The organism is Nocardia sp. CA-120079 (genome assembly GCF_050955745.1).
Classification (GTDB): domain Bacteria; phylum Actinomycetota; class Actinomycetes; order Mycobacteriales; family Mycobacteriaceae; genus Nocardia.
Genome location: NZ_CP192088.1, coordinates 5,898,764 through 5,919,460 on the forward strand (window position 1 = coordinate 5,898,764; position 20,697 = coordinate 5,919,460).

17 protein-coding genes are annotated in these 20,697 nt (G+C 66.6%); 1 reads left to right on the plus strand and 16 read right to left on the minus strand.

Annotated elements, in window-relative coordinates; translation table 11 throughout:
• Positions 1 to 29: 29 nt before the first annotated feature.
• Positions 30 to 1,565: a DHA2 family efflux MFS transporter permease subunit gene (locus tag ACQPYR_RS27260; protein ID WP_433621794.1), complete on the minus strand. Its 1,536-nt coding sequence runs from the start codon at positions 1,563 to 1,565 to the stop codon at positions 30 to 32.
• Positions 1,566 to 1,663: 98 nt separating this feature from the next.
• Here ACQPYR_RS27260 and ACQPYR_RS27265 point away from each other — a divergent pair, with 98 nt between their 5' ends.
• The gene (locus ACQPYR_RS27265) at positions 1,664 to 2,836 is read left to right on the plus strand and encodes a cytochrome P450 (RefSeq protein WP_433621795.1); all 1,173 of its coding nucleotides are present in this window, start codon (positions 1,664 to 1,666) and stop codon (positions 2,834 to 2,836) included.
• Positions 2,837 to 2,955: 119 nt separating this feature from the next.
• Here ACQPYR_RS27265 and ACQPYR_RS27270 read toward each other — a convergent pair whose 3' ends face one another.
• The 15 genes from ACQPYR_RS27270 to ACQPYR_RS27340 all read right to left on the minus strand — a co-directional run bounded on the left by ACQPYR_RS27270 (position 2,956) and on the right by ACQPYR_RS27340 (position 20,695).
• Positions 2,956 to 3,558: a TIGR03086 family metal-binding protein gene (locus ACQPYR_RS27270; protein WP_433621796.1), complete on the minus strand. Its 603-nt coding sequence runs from the start codon at positions 3,556 to 3,558 to the stop codon at positions 2,956 to 2,958.
• 67 nt (positions 3,559 to 3,625) lie between these two features.
• Complete coding sequence (locus ACQPYR_RS27275) at positions 3,626 to 4,552, minus strand: DMT family transporter (RefSeq protein WP_433621797.1); 927 nt, start codon at positions 4,550 to 4,552, stop codon at positions 3,626 to 3,628.
• Between the two features lie 109 nt (positions 4,553 to 4,661).
• The gene (gene alc / locus ACQPYR_RS27280; RefSeq protein WP_433621798.1) at positions 4,662 to 5,828 is read right to left on the minus strand and encodes an allantoicase; all 1,167 of its coding nucleotides are present in this window, start codon (positions 5,826 to 5,828) and stop codon (positions 4,662 to 4,664) included.
• Positions 5,825 to 7,204 (minus strand): allantoinase AllB, encoded by a 1,380-nt coding sequence (allB, locus tag ACQPYR_RS27285; protein ID WP_433621799.1) that lies wholly within the window; start codon positions 7,202 to 7,204, stop codon positions 5,825 to 5,827. The genes alc and allB overlap by 4 nt, the downstream gene beginning before the upstream one ends.
• A gap of 19 nt (positions 7,205 to 7,223) precedes the next feature.
• Positions 7,224 to 8,846 carry a glycerate kinase gene (locus tag ACQPYR_RS27290; RefSeq protein WP_433621800.1) on the minus strand — a complete coding sequence of 541 codons (1,623 nt, stop codon included), beginning with the start codon at positions 8,844 to 8,846 and terminating at the stop codon, positions 7,224 to 7,226.
• 2 nt (positions 8,847 to 8,848) lie between these two features.
• Positions 8,849 to 10,624: a glyoxylate carboligase gene (gcl, locus tag ACQPYR_RS27295; RefSeq protein WP_433621801.1), complete on the minus strand. Its 1,776-nt coding sequence runs from the start codon at positions 10,622 to 10,624 to the stop codon at positions 8,849 to 8,851.
• Between the two features lie 2 nt (positions 10,625 to 10,626).
• On the minus strand, positions 10,627 to 11,553 hold the full coding sequence (locus ACQPYR_RS27300; protein WP_433621802.1) for an NAD(P)-dependent oxidoreductase: 927 nt from the start codon (positions 11,551 to 11,553) through the stop codon (positions 10,627 to 10,629).
• A complete protein-coding gene (locus tag ACQPYR_RS27305; RefSeq protein WP_433621803.1) occupies positions 11,550 to 12,353 on the minus strand; it encodes a hydroxypyruvate isomerase family protein in 804 nt (267 codons plus the stop codon). The genes ACQPYR_RS27300 and ACQPYR_RS27305 overlap by 4 nt, the downstream gene beginning before the upstream one ends.
• Positions 12,350 to 12,730, minus strand: coding sequence for an allophanate hydrolase-related protein (locus tag ACQPYR_RS27310; protein ID WP_387287755.1), 381 nt, complete (start codon positions 12,728 to 12,730; stop codon positions 12,350 to 12,352). Before ACQPYR_RS27310 ends, ACQPYR_RS27305 begins: the two co-directional genes overlap by 4 nt.
• Before the next feature lie 189 nt (positions 12,731 to 12,919).
• Positions 12,920 to 13,987, minus strand: a complete 1,068-nt coding sequence (locus ACQPYR_RS27315; protein WP_433621804.1) for an XdhC family protein — start codon at positions 13,985 to 13,987, stop codon at positions 12,920 to 12,922.
• Positions 13,988 to 13,991: 4 nt separating this feature from the next.
• A complete protein-coding gene (locus ACQPYR_RS27320; RefSeq protein WP_433621805.1) occupies positions 13,992 to 15,434 on the minus strand; it encodes an NCS2 family permease in 1,443 nt (480 codons plus the stop codon).
• 134 nt (positions 15,435 to 15,568) lie between these two features.
• Positions 15,569 to 17,905 carry a xanthine dehydrogenase family protein molybdopterin-binding subunit gene (locus ACQPYR_RS27325; RefSeq protein ID WP_433621806.1) on the minus strand — a complete coding sequence of 779 codons (2,337 nt, stop codon included), beginning with the start codon at positions 17,903 to 17,905 and terminating at the stop codon, positions 15,569 to 15,571.
• Complete coding sequence (locus tag ACQPYR_RS27330; RefSeq protein WP_433621807.1) at positions 17,902 to 19,353, minus strand: 8-oxoguanine deaminase; 1,452 nt, start codon at positions 19,351 to 19,353, stop codon at positions 17,902 to 17,904. Before ACQPYR_RS27330 ends, ACQPYR_RS27325 begins: the two co-directional genes overlap by 4 nt.
• Positions 19,350 to 19,820, minus strand: coding sequence for a (2Fe-2S)-binding protein (locus ACQPYR_RS27335; protein WP_433621808.1), 471 nt, complete (start codon positions 19,818 to 19,820; stop codon positions 19,350 to 19,352). The genes ACQPYR_RS27330 and ACQPYR_RS27335 overlap by 4 nt, the downstream gene beginning before the upstream one ends.
• On the minus strand, positions 19,820 to 20,695 hold the full coding sequence (locus tag ACQPYR_RS27340; RefSeq protein ID WP_433621809.1) for an FAD binding domain-containing protein: 876 nt from the start codon (positions 20,693 to 20,695) through the stop codon (positions 19,820 to 19,822). The genes ACQPYR_RS27335 and ACQPYR_RS27340 overlap by 1 nt, the downstream gene beginning before the upstream one ends.
• Positions 20,696 to 20,697: the final 2 nt, after the last annotated feature.

Below are 20,697 nucleotides of genomic sequence, written 5' to 3' on the forward strand. Positions count from 1 at the left end.
TGGTGCACAGGCGAACTCGGACCCTTCGGCTAATGCACCAGGGCTGGCGCGTCGGCGACCGCGGGCGTCTGCGGCTTGGTACGCGGCAGGAACGCCGCTGGTACCAAGGTCAGCACCATCAGCACCAGCGCCACGATGTAGGTGTGGCTGAATGCCGTCGCGGCCTGGCTCAATCCGGTCTCGACCGCACCGGGCGGCAACTTCGCCGCGATCGAGGGATCGTAGTTCGACGCGATCGCCGGCTTGGCGAACGGATGCTGGTTCAGCAGGCTGCTGAGCACCACCGACATCGTCGCGGTACCGATCGACCCGGCGGACTGGTTGATGATGTTCATCAGCGTGGTACCGCGCGCGACCTGCTGGTGGGTCAGCGTCTGGATCGCCGCGGTCATGGTCGGCATCATGGTGCAGCCCATGCCGAGGCCCATCACGAACAGCGCGCCCAACATGAACGGATACGACGTATCGGACTTCAGCTGCACGAAGAACACCGTGCCGAGTGAGATCAGCGAGATACCGGTCAACACGATCTTGCCCGGACCGATCTTGTCGACGAGCCGGCCCGCGATCGGCATCGTCAACATCGCACCCAGGCCCTGCGGCACCATCAGCAGACCAGCCGCCATGGCTGTTTCGCCGCGCACCTGCTGCAAATAGGTCGGCAGCAGCAGGCCCGCTCCGAAGAAGGCGGTCGCGAACAGCACCATGGTCAGCACCGCGAAGGTCAGCGATCGGTTGCGGAACAGATGCAGATCGATCAGCGGATGTTCGGTGCGCAGCGCGTGGAAGACGAACAGCACGATGAGCACCAGACCGATGGCGGCGGGTATGAGCACCTTGGCCGCCATGACCGTGCCCTCACCCGGAATCGAGGAGACGCCGAACAGGAACAGCGCCAGACCCGGCGAGGCCAGCAGCATGCCGAGGAAGTCGAAGGATTCCGACGGCTCCGGATTGTCCGCGGGGAACACGACGAAGGCGAGAACGAGCGCGATCACCCCGACCGGAGCATTGATCAGGAAGATCCACTTCCAGCCGTAACTGTCGATCAGCCAACCGCCCAGGATCGGCCCGCAGATCGGGCCGAGCAGCATCGGCACCCCGAGCACCGCCATTACCCGCCCGACGCGTTGCGGACCGGCCGCGTGGGTCATGATCGTCATGCCGAGCGGCATCAGCATGCCGCCGCCGAGACCCTGGACAACACGGAAGGCGATCAGCGTTTCCATGCTCCAGGCCTGGCTGCACAGCACCGATCCGAGCACGAACAGCGTCAGCGCGAGCATGTACAGCCGTTTGGTGCCGAACCGGTCCGCCGCCCAGCCGGTCAGCGGGATGACGCTGGCCAGCGCGAGGGTGTAGCCGGTCATCGACCAAGCCGCGATCGCGGTGGTGGTGTGGAACTCGTTCTGGAATTTCGGGATCGCGACGGTTACGACGGTGATGTCCAGGATCGACATGATCGCGCCGAGCACGACCACCCCTGCCACCTTGAAGACCGCGATGTCTAGCTTGTCGGTCGCGGGGTCCGCTGCGGCCGACGTGGTATCCGGAGGATGTGTCACCGCTTAAGCCTCGCACCTCGCCGACCAAATGACCAGCAAATTCTGCGACCTTCGACACACCTCGGGTCTGCCGATATCTCGCCCCGGATGATGGCGGCGTGACATTGCTGATCTTCGATGCCGAGTTCGCCGCGAATCCATGGCCCACGCTGCGGCGATTGCGCGAGGACGGTGGGGTGCATCGGGTCCGGACACCGGACGGCCCACCCGCCTGGTTGGTAACCCGGTTCGCCGATGTCCGGGCCGGGCTGCTCGATAATCGGCTCTCCACCCAGCCGCGCTATGCGGGGAAGACGGACTATCGCGGGTTCGTGGTGCCGCCACCCTTGGACCTCGGATTCCTGGAGAGCGAACCGGAGGACCACGCTCGGCTGCGCAGGGCCGTCACCGCCGAGTTGTCGCCGCGACGGCTCGCCGAATGGGCGCGCACGGCACCGGAATTGGTGTCGGCTTGTCGGTCGGAGGTGGACAGCGGCGGCACCATCGATCTCATCGAGCGGTTCGCCGTTGTCCTGCCCGCGGCCGTGCTCGGCGAATTGCTCGGGTTGGCGGCACCGGAGCGCGAGGCGCTATTGCATTGGGCGCGTTCGACATTGCTGCCGAGCGCCACTCCCCCGCGTGCCCGCGACACGCTCACCACCATGCGCGCCATCGTCATCGCGACGATGGAGGGGGCGCGGGACGACACTGTGCTCGGACGGCTGGTGGGTTCGAGTGACCAGACCGGTGCACCGAGTGCGCACGAGCTGGCCTCGATGATCTTCTATCTGCTGTTCGTCTGGTACGAAGTGCTCGTCGACCTGATCGCCGGATCCGCGTTGGCGCTGCTCACCCATCCGGATCAGCTGGCGGTGCTGCGCGCCATGGCCGATACCCGCCCGGCGGTGGACGAACTGCTGCGCTACCTGTCGCCGCAGGTTGTTTCGGGGCCCAGATTCGCAACCACCGAACTCGATATCGCGGGACACACCATCGGTTCCGGTGACACTGTTCTGCTCTGTCTGGCATCGGCCAACCATGATTCGGAGATCTTCGACAATCCGGCCGAACTAGATCTCGCACGCGCGAATAATCCGCATTTAGGTCTCGGGCACGGCGGCCATTCCTGCCTCGGCACCGCACTGGTTCGGACCATCGCTGGAGCCGTACTGGAGACCTTGCTGCTGGACGGCCGAACTCCGACGCTCGTCTGCGATCCACGAGAAATTCAGTGGCGCTCCGGTTTTCGGCATCGTGGACCGCTCGAGTTGCCCGTCGTATTGGCGCGGTAGCTCTGCGATGCTTCTCGGTGCCGGGATCCGACTTCCTGCGCGCCGATCCGAGTGCCAACTGTCGTGCCGCGCACACCGGCCGCCCCGGAGCCTTCAGGGCGGGCACCGATTGGGACAGTTCAGTTCTGCGGCCCCGGCGACTTCCAGGAGGGATCGCGGCCGAACCACCCCGCGAGCCGATCGTATGCGGGAGCGTCGACGGGCACGGGCACCTCGAGGTCGAAAGCCTTGTCCGGGCCGCGGAATTCCGGGCGCAGCAGCTTACGTGACCAAGCCAGTCCGTACTCCGCGATGGCCGGGTCGAAGTCGATGCGCTGACCGGTCGCACGGGCGAGATCCCAGGTGTGCATGGCCAATTCGGTGATCTGCTGATCGGCTCGGCTGCGCAGCGGCGCTTGTGCGCCGCCGGGTACCGGAACCGGGCGTTCGAGGTCGGCGTGGTGCCAGACGTCGAGGACGGGTGCGGCGGCCGCGCGGTACTCCGCCGCCCAGTTCGGACTCAGCTCGGCGGGCGGCGCCGCCCAATCGGCCATCTCGCCACGCGCCGAATCCAGGAAATTCCGCAGGCTCTGCCCGATGACATGTCGCACGAGCGCCTGCACGTCCCAGCCGGCACAGGGTGTCGGCAGGGTCGCCTGTTCCGGCCGAATCGCCGCGATGACCTCGCCCATCTGGGTCAATGCGCGGTCCAACAGGTCCACGGTGGGGTCGACGGTATCCACGCCTGTCGATTCTGCCCGGCGTCCGCCGCACACATCGCCGAACGCGCAACTCGGCCGACCAACGCGATCAGCGTGGAGCAGGTTCGACAGTTTCCGGATCGACGGATGGGCTGACGCGCGGCCGGGACCGCGTGACGGCCACACCGGCCAGGCACAGGACACCGCCGACGATGGTCAGCGCGCCGGGCACCTCGCCCAGCGCGATCCAGGACATCAACACGACGAGGGCCGGGACCGCATAGGTTGTCACGCCCATTTTCCCGGCCGTCGTGCGGGCTAGTGCGTAGGCCCATGTGGTGAAAGCCAAAGCTGTTGGGAAGACGCCCAGGTACACCAGACTCAGCGTGGACGACAGCGGCGCGTCCGCCGCCTCGGTGATCAGCTGCCAGGAGAACGGCAGACACGCGACGGTTCCGATGACCGAGCCGAAGGTGACCACCTGCAATGCGGATGCGCTCGCCAGCGCCGGTTTCTGCGCGATGGTCGATGCCGCCCAGACGATGGCCGCGAGCAGGCACAGCACGACACCGAGCACCGCCGCGCCGCCGCCATCGGAGGTCGACAGTCCGACAACGACGGTTCCGGCGAACGACACGACCAGACCGACCATCAGCCGGGCCGGAAACCCTTCCCGCAGGACCAATCCGCCGAGCACCGCGATCAGCACCGGACCGATGCCGACGACCATCGCCGCGGTCCCGGCGTCGACATTGCGCTCACCCCAGTTCAACGCCACCATGTAGACGCCGAACCACAGCACGCCGGAGATGACGATGCCCGGCCACGCGGCCCGCGGCGGCAGGCCCTCACCGCGGATGACCAGCACCGTTCCCAGCGTGATCGATGCGGCGAGCAATCGCCCGAGTGCCAGCGCACCCGGCGAAAAGTCGTGTCCCGCACTGCGGATGAAGACGAAGGCCGAAGCCCACAAGACCACCGTCACGGCGGCGGCGACAATGGCTTGCGGCTCGACCGACCCATCCGTACGCATCATGGGCCGAACGTAGATCAGTCGGTCGACAAGTGCCAGCGGTTTTCGGACGCGGGCCGAGCCGGTCGGCCGGACCATCGGTGGGGGCTCCGATTGCCCGGCCGACCAGCGACTACAACGCGAGCAGCGCGTCGATCACGGCCGACGGCACCGCGTCGGGGCTCGCGAAGGGCCGTTCCGCGAGCAACTTCCGTGCTTCGTCGCGGGGCAACCCACCATCGGCGGTGAGCACCTGCAGCGCGTGCGTTTCGGGCAGGGCTGCGAGCCAAGCGACGGTGTTGGCGACCAAGGTCTGCGGATCGATCTCGCCGTGGACCCGCAACCGGGCCACGCCGCCGTCGGGGTACACATCGAGCCGGACATGGGTGACCGGCGCATCGGTTCCGATCCGGAAGAAGTGACGGGCATCGGGCTGCAGCCGCGTGCGCGGCAGCAATTCGGTCCATGTCGACGGATCATCCAGGTCCGCACCGGAATCGGCATCGGCGCCGCGCAGCACCGCCCAACCCGGCGCATTGCCGACATAATTCGAGGTGTCGATTTCCACGCGCCGAATCGCCCCGCGCGCACCCAGCCGCACCGTGACGTGATCATTGCCCGCATCGCGGCGACGCGCACCCTCCCAGCCTTCGTCCATCTGCCGCGACCGGCCGGGTAGCAGGATATTGGTCGGCGCGGAGAAGAACCTGTCGGAGCAGTCCACCACATCGCCGCCGTGTTCCAGAGCGGCGAGATCGACTGTGCCACTGAGGAAACGGGGATCCGGCAGTGGAGTCCCGTGGACGCGGAGGCGGGCCACGCCGCCGTCCGGGTAGATCGAGAGCCGGACGTGGGTAAAGCGGCGCTCGTCGGTGACTTCGAAGAAGTTATCGGTATCGCCGGCGATATCCGACTTCGCGACCAGTGTCACCCATTCGGCCTGCTGGAGTTCGGCAGGCGAGGGCTGGCCCTGCACACTCGTCGCCTCGACCGAGGCGAAGGGCGGGTAATTGCCGATGAACCATGAGGTGTCGACGACGACACCGTGCACCCGCCCCGGCACACCCAGCCGGACAATCGCATAGTCATTGCCGGTTTCGCGACGACGCCGCGTTTCCCAACCGTCGTAGGTCTTGCCCTTGTGGCCGAAGTCCTCGGTGCTGAAAACCGCACGGCCGGGCCGGATCAGATTCTCCCGCTCGGCGAACAACTCGTCGTTGGCGTAGACCACACTGCCCGTGAGCGCGCGGGAGGCGAGATCGGGCAGTCGGGTGAAGGCGGGGGCGGATTGATCGGTCATACTTCTCCTCGGGCCAGGAGCCGCCCCTGCGGCTCGTTGTCGATATCGATTCGGTTGCCGCGCAACCAGGTACCACGGACCGCGCCCGCGAGCGGGCGGGCCGCGTACGGTGTGACGGCGTTTTTGTGGTGCAGGCGATGCACGTCGACGACGAAGGCGTCATCGGGTGCGAAGACACAGAAATCCGCGTCGTAGCCGACCTCGATGGCGCCCTTGCGCCGCAGGCCCGCGTGTTCGGCGGGCGCGCGGCTCATCCAGCGCGCGACGTCCACCAGACTGAAACCGCGCAGTCGCGCTTCGGTCCAGACAGCCGAAAGTCCGAGTTGCAGTGAGGAAATACCACCCCAGGCACGGGCGAAGTCGCCGGTGTCGAAGCACTTCAGGTCGGCGGTCGACGGCGAGTGGTCCGAGACCACCATATCGATGGTGCCCTCGCGCAACCCTTCCCAGAGCAACTCGCGATTGCCGCTTTCACGGATCGGCGGGCAGCATTTGAATTGCGTCGCACCGTCCGGAATTTCCTCCGCGGCGAACGACAGATAGTGCGGACACGTTTCGGCGGTGATCCGGACGCCGTCGCGGCGGGCCGAGGCGATCATCGGCAGCGCATCCGAGCTCGACACGTGCAGAATATGCACGCGACAGCCGGTCCACCTGGCCAGTTCGATCACCTGGGCGACGGCCAGGTTCTCCGCACCGCGCGGGCGCGAACGCAGGAAGCCGGAGTACTTGTCCCCCTGTGGAATCGGTGCGTGTTCGATGGCGTGCGCGTCCTCGGCGTGCACGATTAGCAGACCGTCGAACAAACGGATTTCCCGCATGGCCAGTTCCAGTTGGGTGGCGTCCAGTGCCGGGAATTCGTCGACACCAGAGTGCAGTAAAAAGCATTTGAAGCCGAATACACCCGCGTCTTGCAGTTGCCGCAGATCCGCCAGATTTCCGGGGATCGCTCCGCCCCAGAATCCGACGTCCACATGCACGCGGTCCCGCGCGGTCTTGCGCTTCACTTCGAGTGCCGCGAGATCACAGGTCGGCGGAATGCTGTTGAGCGGCATATCGATAATGGTGGTGACACCGCCAGCCGCGGCCGCCTTCGTCGCACTCGGGAAGCCCTCCCATTCCGTGCGGCCGGGATCGTTGACGTGCACGTGCGCATCGACAACGCCGGGCAGCAGTACCTCGTCGGCGGCCAGCTCGACGACCGTTTTCGCGGTCAGGATGGAATCCAGCGGCTCGATCGCCACGATCCTGCCGTCGCGCACACCGACCGAGCCACCGGTCTCCCCCGCCGTCCCGATGATCCGCTCCGCACGGATCACCAGGTCCAGGTGTGCGGGGACCGGTGAGATCGGCTGGATCTCGAAGTTCTCCCGCATCACACAACTCCGTCCGCAATCATCGGAATCTCCCGTCGAATGTCCTTGCGCCGCCGCCGCTTCGGGAAGGGGCCGCGACAATGTCGTCGGCCAGGCCCGCAACCGAGCGCTCCGGAGTGGCCGGGCCCGCAGATCCTTGGTCCATCGCAGCCCCCGGCGACTGGTACCTGGCAGATAGCAGCTCTGTCGTGGCCGTCCCCGCACCGTGCTCCTGGTCAGTCGCGGCACCCGGCATCTGGTACCCAGCAGATGGCCGACCCGCCATGGCCGACCCGGCGGCATGTCCTGCAGATAGTTGGTCCATCGCAGCCCCCGGCGACTGGCGACCGGCAGATGGCCGACCCGCCATGCTCCCCGCAGCATGGTCTGCAGACACATGGTCCACAGCAGCCCCCGGCACCTGGTGCCCAGTGGACGGCCGACCCGCCGTGGCCGACCCCGCGGCGTGTCTTGCTGACACATCGTCTGGTGCGGCCCCCGGCGACTGGTGCCCGGTGGTGGGCGGGGCGGTCGGGGGCTGCGGCGACACATGTTCCACAGCGATCCGCATGCCCAATTGCTCGAGCAGCTGTTCGCCCTCCGCGAAGCAGCGCGCGATATCGGGTTCGATATCGGCTAGTGCGTATGCGGCCGAGAACCCGGCCTCATGTAATCGCTTGGCGGGCAAAGTATTCCGACCACACACGGCGACTACTGGTACACCCGAGAAGCCCGCGGCAGTAGCGACGCCAGCCGGCGCCTTGCCGTACAGAGTCTGCTCGTCGAGCATGCCCTCCCCGGTCACCACCAGATCCGCACCGGCCACCCGGTCGGTGAAACCGACCAGCTCCAAAACCAACTCGATCCCGGGACGCAGCCGAGCACCGAGCACCGCGACGGCCGCGAACCCGACCCCACCCGCCGCACCGGCACCCGCACGATCGCGCAGATCGGTACCGGTCGCGGCCGCAACACAATCCGCCCAATGGTTGAGCGCCGAATCCAGCTCCGTCACTTGGTCACCGTCAGCGCCCTTTTGCGGGCCGTAGACGGCGGCCGCACCGCGCGGACCGGTGAGCGGATTGTCCACATCGCACGCCACGGTGATCTCCACACCGGCCAGCCGTTCCCGCACCGGCTCGAGATCGATCGTGTGCAGCCGTGCCAATGCCGCACCGCCATACCCGATTTCGTTCCCGCCGATATCGAGCAGCCGGGCACCCAGCGCCGCGAGCAGTCCGGCACCGCCATCGGTACCCGCACTGCCGCCGATGCCGAGCACGACCCGGCGGCAGCCCGCATCGATTGCCGCGGCGATCACCTCACCGGTGCCCCGGCTGGTGGCCGTCATCGGTGCGAACTTCCCGCCGGGTAGCCGCACGAGCCCGGATACGTCCGCGAGTTCCACGACGGCGATATCGTCGCGGCGGGCATACGCCGTGCACACCGGTTCGCCGGTGGGGCCGGACGCGGTCACCAGGACCGCCTCGAAACCCGCGGCCGAAGCGGCGGCGACGGTGCCGTCCCCGCCGTCAGCGATCGGCACCACCGACACCTCGGCACCGGGCCGGACGCGGTGGATACCGGCGCGGACAGCGGCACCGACCTGCGCGGCGGTCAATGACCCCTTGAACTTATCGGACGCGATCAGGACGCGAGTCATGCTCAGTCCAGTCGCGCGGTCGCGGTCGGGACGTCGGCCGCGGACTGCGCGAGTTCCTCGAATTCGACGATATTGTCGATCTCGAGTCCCATCGACACATTCGTCACCCGCTCGAGGATGACCTCCACGATCACCGGCACCCGGAATTCGGTCACCAGCTTCTTCGCCTCATCGAGGGCTGATCCGATCCATGCCGGATCGAATACGCGAATCGCCTTGCAGCCCAAGCCTTCCGCGACCTTGACATGGTCGACGCCGTAGCCCGCGAGCTCCGGGCTGTTGATATTGTCGAAGGCGAGCTGCACGTAGTAGTCCATATCGAACGCTCGCTGCGCCTGCCGGATCAGGCCGAGGTACGAATTGTTCACCACGACATGGATGTACGGGATATTGAACTGCGCGCCGACGGCCAATTCCTCGATGAGGAACTGGAAGTCGTAATCACCCGAGAGTGCGACCACGGTGGCATCGGGATCGGCCGTCGCGACACCGATGGCCGCGGGTACGGTCCAGCCCAACGGCCCGGCCTGGCCCGCATTGATCCAGTGCCGCGGCCGGTAGACGTGCAGCAACTGCGCCGCCTGGATCTGTGACAGACCGATGGTGCTGACGTAGCGCACCTCGGGCCCGAATGCCTTGTTCATCTCCTCGTAGACGCGCTGCGGCTTGATCGGCATATCGTCGAAGTGCGTCTTACGCAGACCGACCTGTTTCCGATTTCGGCACTGCTCGGCCCACACACTGCGATTCGGCCGCTGTCCGGCCGCGTCCAGTTCGCGCGCGACCTCGACGAAGACGCGCAGCGCGGCGCCCGCGTCGGAGGTGATGCCGTAATCCGGCGCGAACACCCGGCCGATCTGGGTCGGCTCGATATCGACATGTACGAAGGTGCGGTCCTTGGTGTAGGTGTCCACACCGCCGGTATGCCGGTTGGCCCAGCGGTTTCCGATGCCGAGCACGAAGTCGGATTCGAGCAGGGTGGCATTGCCGTACCGGTGCGAGGTCTGCAGTCCGACCATGCCCGCATGCAGCGCGTGATCGTCGGGAATCGTGCCCCAGCCCATCAGCGTCGGCACCACCGGCACCCCGGTGAGTTCGGCGAATTCGACGAGCAGCGCCGCGGCATCGGCATTCACGATGCCCCCGCCCGCGACGATCAGCGGCCGCTGCGCCGCATTCAACATCTCGATGGCCTTGACCGCCTGCGCCCGCGTCGCGGCCGGGCGGTGCACCTCGAGCGGCTCGTAAGTCTCGATGTCGAACTCGATCTCGGCGAGCTGCACATCGATCGGCAGGTCGATCAGGACCGGACCCGGCCGGCCCTCGCGCATCAACCGGAAGGCCTTCTGGAAGGTCCCCGGTACCTGTGCGGGCTCGAGTACCGTCACCGCCCACTTGCTCACCGGTGCGGCGATCGAAGCGATATCGACGGCCTGGAAGTCCTCCTTGTGCAGCTTGGCCACCGGAGCCTGACCGGTGATGCACAGGATCGGAATCGAATCCGCGCTGGCGGAATACAGGCCGGTGATCATATCGGTGCCCGCGGGCCCCGAGGTGCCGATGCAGACACCGATATTGCCCGCGGCCGCCCGGGTGTACCCCTCGGCCATATGCGAGGCGGCCTCGACGTGGCGGGCCAGCACGTGCTTGATCCCGCCGTGCGCGCGCATCGCGCTGTAGAAGGGGTTGATCGCGGCACCCGGCAAGCCGAATGCCTGTGTCGCGCCTTCCTTTTCGAGAATCAGAACCGCGGCATCCACGGTGCGCATGCGTGCCATGGTCAGTTCTCCCGACCCGACAGCGCCTCAGTCACCTTCAGCAGACCCGAGTGGTCCAGTGAACCGTGACCCATCGCGCGCGCGGCCGCGATCAACTGCGCGGTCAGCGCACCCATCGGGATCGACACCTCGGCGTCGCGGGCGGCCTGCAGGATGATGCCCATATCCTTGTGGTGCAGGTCGATTCGGAAGCCGGGCTTGAAGTCGCGCCTCAGCATGGAGGCGCGCTTGAGTTCGAGGATCTTGCTGCCCGCGAGCCCGCCTGCCAGCACATCGAGGCCCTTCTCGGCGTCGGCGCCCAGGTTCTCCATCAGCAGAATAGCCTCGGCCACCAGGGCATAGGTGCCGCCGACGACGAGCTGGTTGGCGGCCTTGACCACTTGACCGGCACCGTTCGGTCCGACCAGCGCGAAGGTCTTGCCGACCGCCTCGAAAATCGGTGTGGCCGCGGCGAAGTCGGCCTCGTTACCGCCGACCATGATCGACAGCGCGGCATTGATCGCGCCCGGCTCGCCACCGGAGACCGGGGCGTCGAGCACCCGTAGCCCCTTCTCGATGCCCCGCTCGGCGGTCGAGCGCGCGGTCTTGGGCGTGATAGTGGAGAAGTCGATGTACAGGGTGCCGGGCGCGGCGTGCACGAGCACATCGGCGAAGACCGCCTCGACGTGCTCGTCCTGCGGCAGCATCGTGATGACGATGTCCTTGTCCCGCACCGCTTCCGCGACACCGGAGGCGGCCGAACCACCCGCGGCCTTCAGTTTCTCCAGACCGGTGGGACCGATGTCGTAACCGGTCACCTCGTGCCCGGCGGCGACGAGGTGACCCGCCATCGGGCTGCCCATGATCCCCAGGCCGATAAACCCGATCCTGCGCCCACCCGTCGCCCGGCCGCCACCTCTCACGGAATCGCTATGCGATGCTGCAGTCATTTCATCCACTTCCAATCCAGCTCGTGGTCTTTGTATTCGAGGCCGATCCAGCCGTCGTAGCCGCTCTCGGCCAGGGTTTCGAAGAGCGCGGCGAAGTCGAGTTCACCGGTGCCGGGACGGCCGCGGCCCGGACTGTCGGCGATCTGGACGTGGCCGAGATACGCCGCGTGCGTGCGGATCACCGTGTGCAGGCCCTCGCCCATGCGGGCCAGGTGGTACAGGTCGCAGAGGAACCGCACGTTGGATTCACCGGTCTGCTCGATGACCTGCACGGCGTGCGCGGCGCTCACGATCGGATAGTTCGGCGACTCGAAGGAATTCAGTGCCTCCAGCAGCACTACGGCACCGATGGCACCGGCGGCCTGTGCGGCCAGACTCAGGTTCTCCAGCGCGAGTTCGTCCTGCTTGTCCGGACTCTCGCCCTCGACGCGGTTGCCGTAGAGGGCATTCAGCGCGCGGCAGCCGGTCTCCTCGGCGATACCGACGGCGACGTCGATATTGTCGCGGAACCGGGTGACCTCACCCGGAACCGAGACCAGACCGCGCCCGCCCGCCGGAATCAGGTCGATGAAGTTCAGGCCGACCAATTCCACCCCGGCATCGCGGATCGCGCGCACGAACGCGTCGATCTCCTTGTCGCCCGGCGTCGGATCCTCGCCGAACGGCCACCAGAATTCCACCGCGTCGAATCCGGCCTGCTTTGCCGCGGCGGGGCGTTCCAGCAGCGGGAGATCGGTGAACAGGATCGAGCAATTGACATCGAATTTCGGGAAGGCGAAGTCCCCGGCCTGCTTACTCATTCAGCTCCTTGACGGTATTTCTTCCAGCTGCCGACGGCGGTGATATCGATCAGCTCCGGATATGAGGTCGGCGCGCGGCGCAGCAGCATCGATAGGACCGAACGTCCGTCTTCGAGTTCGATCGCGCCGAGTTCGAGTTCGGGTGGTTCGGCAGGCAGCAGCCGCTGTCGCAGCACTTCCATGGGGATATCGAACAGTTCACCGGAGATCGAATCGCCCCCGTCGGCGACGGGATCCAGCCCCGGGAACCGATCGCCGACCGAATAGAAACGGTAGCGCGGCGCGGTTTTCGCTTCGCCGGCGAAAGGCGCGCCGTCGAGCAGATGATTGAGCGGTTCGCCACGCATGGCGGAACCGTTCAGAAATATCAACGGCATTCGGTGAATCCTTTGTTCGCAATTTCGTCAATTATGTGGGCCGACCACACTGTCGGAATAGCGGCGATTACCCCGAAGCCGATCGGATATCCCGAAGTCGATTTCGTAGGATGCTCCAGCCGCAGACGCGGTGCCGAAACCGCGCGCCCCCGCGTACCGGGTGTACGGATGCACGGCGGGGTGCGCGGCTCACCAGACCGGGATCAAGTCCCGGTGGATCGGTCCGCCGGTGGCGGTCAGCGGTTGGGCCGAGCCGCCGCGGCGCACCGCGACGATCTCGGCGGCGATGGATACCGCCGTCTCCTCAGCGGTCCGCGCGCCGAGATCCAGCCCGATCGGTGAATGCAATTGGGCCAGTTCGGATTCCGTCACTCCGGCGGCGCGCAGCCCGGCCATGCGGTCCTCATGGGTGCGGCGGGAACCCATCGCGCCGACATAGGCCACCGGCAGGCGCAGCGCCACCTCGAGCAGCGGGATATCGAATTTGGCGTCATGGGTGAGCACGCACAGCACCGTGCGCGAATCGACCTGTGTGCGTGCGAGATAGCGGTCCGGCCATTGCACGACGATCTCGTCGGCATCCGGAAAACGCGCACGCGTGGCGAACACCGGGCGAGCATCGCAGACGGTGACGTGGTATCCGAGGAAGCGGCCGATCCTGGTGACGGCCGACGCGAAATCTATTGCGCCGAAGACGATCATGCGCGGCGGCGGTACATACGATTCCACGAAGACCGTGAGTGCACCGGCACCACAGCCGATCTCGCGCACGCCGGTCGCGCCGGTATCGAGCATTGCCCTGGCCTCGGCCACAACCACCTCGTCGAAGGCGGCGCCGACGGTCCACCAGGACCCGATCGCCATGGCCGCACCGGTCGCCAGATCACGTACCAGCGCGACCGCCTCGTCGGTGCGCAGGATCGCCTCGATGGCGACCCGCTCGACCGCGGTGATCCGCTGGACGAATACCTCGAGCTTGCCGCCGCAGGTCAGCCCGACCGCGAAGGCGTCGTCATCGCTGTATCCGAAGGTTTCGCGCACCGGCTGCCCGGTGCGCAGGACCTCACGGCAGAGTTCGTAGACCGCGCCCTCCACACAGCCACCGGAGATGCTTCCGATGACAATGCCGTCGGCGTCGACCGCCAGCGCGGCTCCGGGCGGCCGAGGGGCGCTTCCGGTGACGCCGATGACGGTGGCCACGGCGTAATCCTTCTCCGCCGCATGCCATTTCCGCAGTTCTGCCGTGAGGTCGCGCATTGTGCTATCCGCCCAGGAGTAGTTCGATGGCCGAGATGCCGAAGTAGCCGGCGAAGACGAGGCTCACCACCCCGATCAGCCAATGGATTTCACGGAATTTGCCACGTGCCAGCTTGATCACCACATACGCGATCAGCCCCGCGCCGACACCGTTGGTGATGGAGTAGGTGAACGGCATCAGCACGATCGTCAGGAAGGCGGGCACCGCCACCTCCAGATCGTTCCAATCGATCTTGCGGGCCTGGGTCATCATCAGCGCACCGACGATCACCAGCGCCGGCGCGGCGGCTTGGATCGGCACCACGGCCGCGAGCGGGGTGAAAAATACTGCGAGACAGAACAATCCACCGGTCACCACGCTGGTCAGTCCGGTGCGGGCGCCCTCACCGACACCCGTCGCGGATTCGACGTAGACGGTATTTCCGGCGCCGCCGCTGACACCACCGATGACCTGCGAGATACCGTCGATGGTCAGCACCTTGCCGATACCCGGCATGGTGCCATTCGCATCGAGCAGTCCGGCCTCGTCACAGACGCCGAAAACCGTTCCCATGGCATCGAAGAACCCGGTCAGCACCAGGGTGAACAGCACGACCCCCGCGACCAGCCCGCCCGCCTCGGCGAAACCGCCGAAGAGGTCGATATTCAGCGCCAGCCCGAAATCGGGTGCGGCGAAGAATCCCTTCGGCTTCTCCGGCACCACCGGCCCCCACGCTTGCGGGTCGATCTTCGCCAGCGCGTTGACGACAATGGCCAGCACGGTCGAGATGGCGATGCTGATCAGAATCGCACCGGGCACCTTGCGGATGAACAGTGCCAGCATCACCAGCAGGCCGACCGCGAAAATCACTACGGGCCAACCGGATAGGTGACCACCGGCGCCGAGGGTGACCGGCGGACCGGTCTGCGCACCGTGTCCGACCACCCCGGCCGAGACCAGTCCGATCATCGCGATGAACATGCCGATCCCGACCCCGATCGCATTCTTGAGACCGAGCGGGATGGCGTTGATGATCATGGTCCGCAGGCCGGTCGCGGCCAGGATCACGATGATCACGCCCATCAGGACGACCAGACCCATGGTCTGCGGCCAGGTCATATGCGGCGCCGCCTGGAAGGCGACCACCGGAACCACACCGAGTCCGGCGGCGAGCGCCAAGGGCACATTGCCCGCAACGCCCATCAGGATGGTGCTGAGTCCCGCGGAAAACGCGGTGGCCGTGGTGAGTTGAGCGATGCTCAGCTTGTCACCGTTGACATCCGCGACGCCGCCGAGAATCAGCGGCACCAACAGGATGACGTAGGCCATGGCGACGAAAGTGGTGATGCCGCCACGGATTTCGCGGGAAACGGTGGTTCGGCGTTCGCTCAGCCGGAAGAACCGGTCGAGCGCAGACCTTCCTGCTACCGGCTCTGGCGTGCTGGGCTTGGTCTGAATCTGGGTCATTGGCGTGCCCTCCTCGGGGCGTAGCCGACCTACGGTTCGGCGGCTGTCCTTGTGGACTGGGGCCGGACCGCACGGTTCGGGTACTGCTGTTGTGGAGTCTGTCCGGTCCACTCCGAACCGGCTGCCCCTGTTGATCAACTGCTCCGGATGATGTCTTCCGGACGCACCGGCACTCGGTTGATGTGCACGTTTCCACCCCGTGATCGGCAGGCGTCACGGATCGCCGCGGCGATCGCGGGGGTCGAAGAGAGCGTGGGCGGCTCTCCGGCGCCGCGCAGCCCGTAGGGGGCGTGCGGATCGGCATTTTCGAGAATCTCCAGCCGCTGTGACGGCGTATCGAGAATCGTCGGGATCAGGTAGTCGGTGAAGGACGGGTTGCGCACCTTACCGTCTTCGACCTGGATTTCCTCCATGACCGCCAGGCCCAGCCCCTGTACGGAGCCGCCGTGGATCTGCCCTTCCAGGGACAGGCGGTTCATGATCTTGCCCACGTCCTGGACCGCGTCCAGGGAGACGACCTTGACCAGGCCGAGGTCTGTATCCACGTCCACTACCGCGCGGTGTACGCAGAGAGCCAGCTGGGTGTGGCTATTCCCCTGTCCCGTCACGGGATCCATGCCGGTGGTCGGCCGGTGGTGGTACTCGCGGGTCTCTTCGACAACCCCCTCATCCAGGACATCGACGATCGCCGCGAGCACCTCCCCCGTGCGGGAGACGACCTTGCCGCCGACCAGTCGCAGTCCCGACATGGCACCGAACTCGGCCTGGGCCAAGGCGAGTACGCGCTGGCGCACTGCTTCACAGGCCGCCTTCACCGCACCACCGCTCATATAGGTCTGCCGGGAGGCAGACGACGAACCCGAGTCGCCGACCTGGTTGTCGGCCGGGTGAATGGTGACCCGTTCGATACCGAGTTCGGTGCGCGCGATCTGCGCCTCGACCGTCACCAGTCCCTGACCGACCTCGGCGGCCGCGGTGTGCACCAGCGCAACCGGTTCTCCGGCAATGACTTCCAGCCGCACCCGAGCGGTCGAGTAGTCGTCGAAGCCCTCGGAGAAGCAGATGTTCTTGATGCCGACGCCGTAGCCGACACCACGCACCACGCCTTCGCCGTGCGTCGTCTGCGATGCGCCGCCGGGCAGGTTCCGGATATCCGAGGCGTCCAGCTCCGGCGGCATCGGCATATCCCGCAGCTGCCCGAGCATTTCGGCCATCGGCGTCGGCGCGTGCAACACCTGACCGGTCGCCAGCTTGGACCCCTGTGACACCGCATTGATCTGGCGCACGTGCACCGGATCCAGATCCAGTGCCTCGGCGACCTTGTCCATCATCGACTCGTGTGCGAAACAAGCCTGCACCGCGCCGAATCCGCGCATCGCACCGCACGGCGGGTTATTGGTGTAGATGCCGTACGCGTCGACCTCGATATGCGGAATCTCGTACGGCCCCACGGCGAGCGAGGACGCGTTGCCGGTGACATTCAACGTCGCCGAGGTGTACGCGCCACCGTCGAGGACGATGAGAACCTTTGCGTAGGTGAGCTTTCCGGCATCATTGGCACCGTATTCGTAGAGCATCTTCGCCGGGTGCCGGTGCACGTGCCCGAAGAACGACTCCTCGCGGTTGTACATCATCTTGACGGGCTTGCCGGTGTGCATGGCCAGCATGCCCGCGTGGATCTGCATGGACAGGTCCTCGCGGCCACCGAAGGCTCCGCCGACACCTGCCATGGTCATGCGAATCTGGTCGTCGGCCAGGCCGAGGCAAGGCCCGATCTGGGACAGATCGTTGTGCATCCACTGGGTGGCGACGTAGAAGTCGAGTCCGCCGTCCTCGGCCGGAATCACCAGGCCGGATTCGGGGCCGAGGAATGCCTGGTCCTGAATGCCGACCTCGAATTCCTCGGTGATCACCACGGTGGCCAGCGCGCGGCCCACGGTGATATCGCCGACGCGCACCGGCTGGTGCCGGGCGATACCGCCGCGCTCCTGCACCGCGAGCCGTTTCGGAGCCGACAGCACCGCCATCGGGTCGGTAATGGGTTCCAGTACCTCCCAATCGATTTCGATGGCTTCGAGGGCGCGCCGGGCGATCTCGGGGTGGTCGGCGGCGACCAGGGCGATGGGCTCACCGTGATGGCGCACCTCGCCGATGGCCAGGACCGGCTGATCCCAGGTGTGGTCGAGGCCGTACATCTTGCGGCCGGGCACATCCTCATGGGTGAGTACGGCGTGCACACCGGTCATGGCCAGTGCGGGCGCGATATCGATCCCGCGGATGATCGCGCGCGGATGCGGGCTGCGCAGGGTCGCACCCCAGAGCATGCCATCCATCCAGAGATCGGAGGCGTAGGCGAACTCGCCCTTGACCTTCAGCGTGCCGTCGGGGCGCAGCGGGCTCTCCCCGATGCCGCCCTTACCCGGTGCGGCAACCTCTTGGGGGAAGCGGGTGGTCCGTGGGACAGTCATCATGGCTCCTGTCGCATCAACCGTTTGCGGGCGGTAACACCGGCGCGGCCGACGACATCCTGTGCGACGGTGCGCAATTCGTCGTTCTCCACGACAGTGCGCCCGCCGATGAGCAGCCGGGCCAGTGGCGGTGTCGGTCCGAAAACCAAGGAGCAGACCGGATCCTCGATCGCCGAGCGGAAGCCGTCGACCCGCCAGATGGCGAGGTCGGCGAGCTTGCCGGGTTCGATACTGCCGATCTCGTTGTGGCGGCCGAGATTACGGGCACCACCCAGGGTGCCGATCTCGAGCGCCTGGCGCGCGGTAAAGGCGGTCGGGCCGTTGACCGCGCGCTGGAACAGCATGGCCTGCCGCATTTCGCCCGCCATGGAAGTCAACTCACTCGAGGCCGCGCCGTCCACGCCGAGACCGACCGGCGCACCGGCGGCCACCAGATCACTGACGCGGGCGATACCCGCACCGAGCCGGGCGTTGGAGCTGGGGCAATGCGCCGAGCCGCTGCCGGTTTCGGCGAAGCGCCGGATATCGGCGTCGTGCAGGTGCACCGCGTGCGCGAACCAGACATCCTCGCCGAGCCAGCCCAGCTTTTCCATGTATTCGACCGGGGTGCAGCCCATCTGCTCGATGCAGTGCTCTTCCTCGTCGAGTGTTTCGGCGAGATGGGTATGCAGCCGAACACCTTTGGCGCGCGCCAACGTCGCGGAATCGATCATCAGACCCTCGCTCACCGAGAACGGCGAGCAAGGCGCGACCGCGACACGCAGCATCGAATCGAACGACGGATCGTGATACTTGTCGATGACTTCGGCAGTGTGGGTGAGGATTTCGTCCCGGCTCTCGACCACCTCGTCCGGCGGCAGACCGCCGTCCTTCTGTCCGCGGTCCATGGAACCGCGGCACGGGTGGAAACGCAGGCCGATCTCGCTCGCCGCGCGCACCTCGGCCTCGAACAGGTCGCCGCGCCCCTTCGGGAAGATGTAGTGGTGGTCGCTGCTGGTGGTGCAGCCGGTCAACGCCAGCCAGCCCAGGCCGGCGGCGGCCGCACCGTAGACGACGTCGGCGTCCATGCGCGCCCAGGTGCGGTAGAGACCGGTCAGCCATTCGAACAGGGTGGAATCCTGGAACAGGCCCTGGCTCGCCCACTGGTAGAGGTGGTGGTGGGTGTTGACCAAGCCCGGTGTCACCAAACATCCTGTGCCGTCGACCTTTTCGGCACCCGGGACGATCGGTGCCGGTCCCGCGCCGAGGGCTTCGATGCGGCCATTGGAGATGACGACATATCCGGACGCGATCTCGTCACCGACGACCGGCGCGATATAGGCATTCTCGATGACAGTCTGCCCGACCGTTACCTGGCCACCGCCCGTCACCGAATCGCTTCGCGATGCTGTACGCCCACCCGTCGCCCGACCGCCACCCCTGACGGAGTCGTTGCGCGATGCTGTACTCATCGGCCCGCCTTACGTGCCGCGGCCAGTCGCACCGCGTCGAGGATCTTCTCGTATCCCGTACAGCGGCAGAGGTTTCCGGCGAGCGCCTCGCGGATCTCCACATCGGAGGGATCGGGATTGCGTTCGATGAGATCGTGCGCCTGCACGATGAGCCCCGGTGTGCAGAAGCCGCATTGGACCGCACCGGCCTCGACGAACGCCTCCTGCATCGGATCGAGTTTCGCGCCGTTGGCCAGCCCCTCGACGGTGCGCACCGAGCGATCCTGTACCTGGCCTGCGGCCACGACACAGGAACACACCGGCGTGCCATCCAAATAGACTGTGCACGAACCACATTCGCCTTGCTCACAGGCATTCTTGGAGCCGGGCAGGCCCATGCGCTCGCGCAGCACATAGAGCAGGCTCTCGCCCTCCCACACATCGTCGACGGTCTCTTGCGAGCCGTTCACGTCGAAGGTCACACGCATCAGGCTGCCCTCCTTCTTTCTGCTAGGTAGTCCGTCCAGGCCCAGGACAGGGTGCGGCGGGCCAGCACCGTCAGGGCGTGTCTGCGGTATTCCGCGGTGCCGCGGACGTCATCGATCGGCTTGGCGGCGGCCGAGACCAGCGCACCGAATTCGCGGACGACATCGAACGGCAATGGGGCCGGGTCATCCCAGTCCAGCGCATCGGCGAGGAACCACTCGGCGGGTGTCGCGCGCAGCGGCGTCGGTCCGGCGGATCCGATGCCGGTGCCGACCGTGCGGGTGGCGGGGTGCAACGCGATCGAGAACGCGCAGACCGCGATCACCATGGCATTGCGGGTGCCGACCTTGGAGAAGTACTGCGGCCCGGTGGCGGGCTCGATCCGGATGGCGCGGATCAGCTCGTCGGGCTCCAGGGCGTTCTTCTTCACCCACACGTAGAAGTCATCGATCGGGATCAGGCGGGTGCCGCGTGCGGCCGACTCCACCTCGATCACCGCATTGCCCGCCAGCAACGCCGGGTGGGCGTCACCGGCCGGGGACGCTCCGCCCAGATTGCCGCCGACAGTGCCGCGATTGCGGATCTGCGGCGAACCGACCGTGCGCGAGGCCTGCGCCAGACCGGGCAGCTGGTGGTTGAGCCGGTTGATGATGCGCACATACGGGACGCCCGCACCGATCCGGATGCGGCCGTCGGGCTCGGTCGAGTAATCGAACAGGTCGCGACAGCGGTTGAGATCGAGCAGTGCCGCCGGACGGCCGTGGTCGAAGTTCATCTCGACCATGACATCGGTGCCGCCCTGGATGGGTTTGGCCGCCGGATTCGCGGCCTTGAGCTCGAGCGCCTCGGCCCAGGTAGCGGGTCGTAGGAAATCCATCG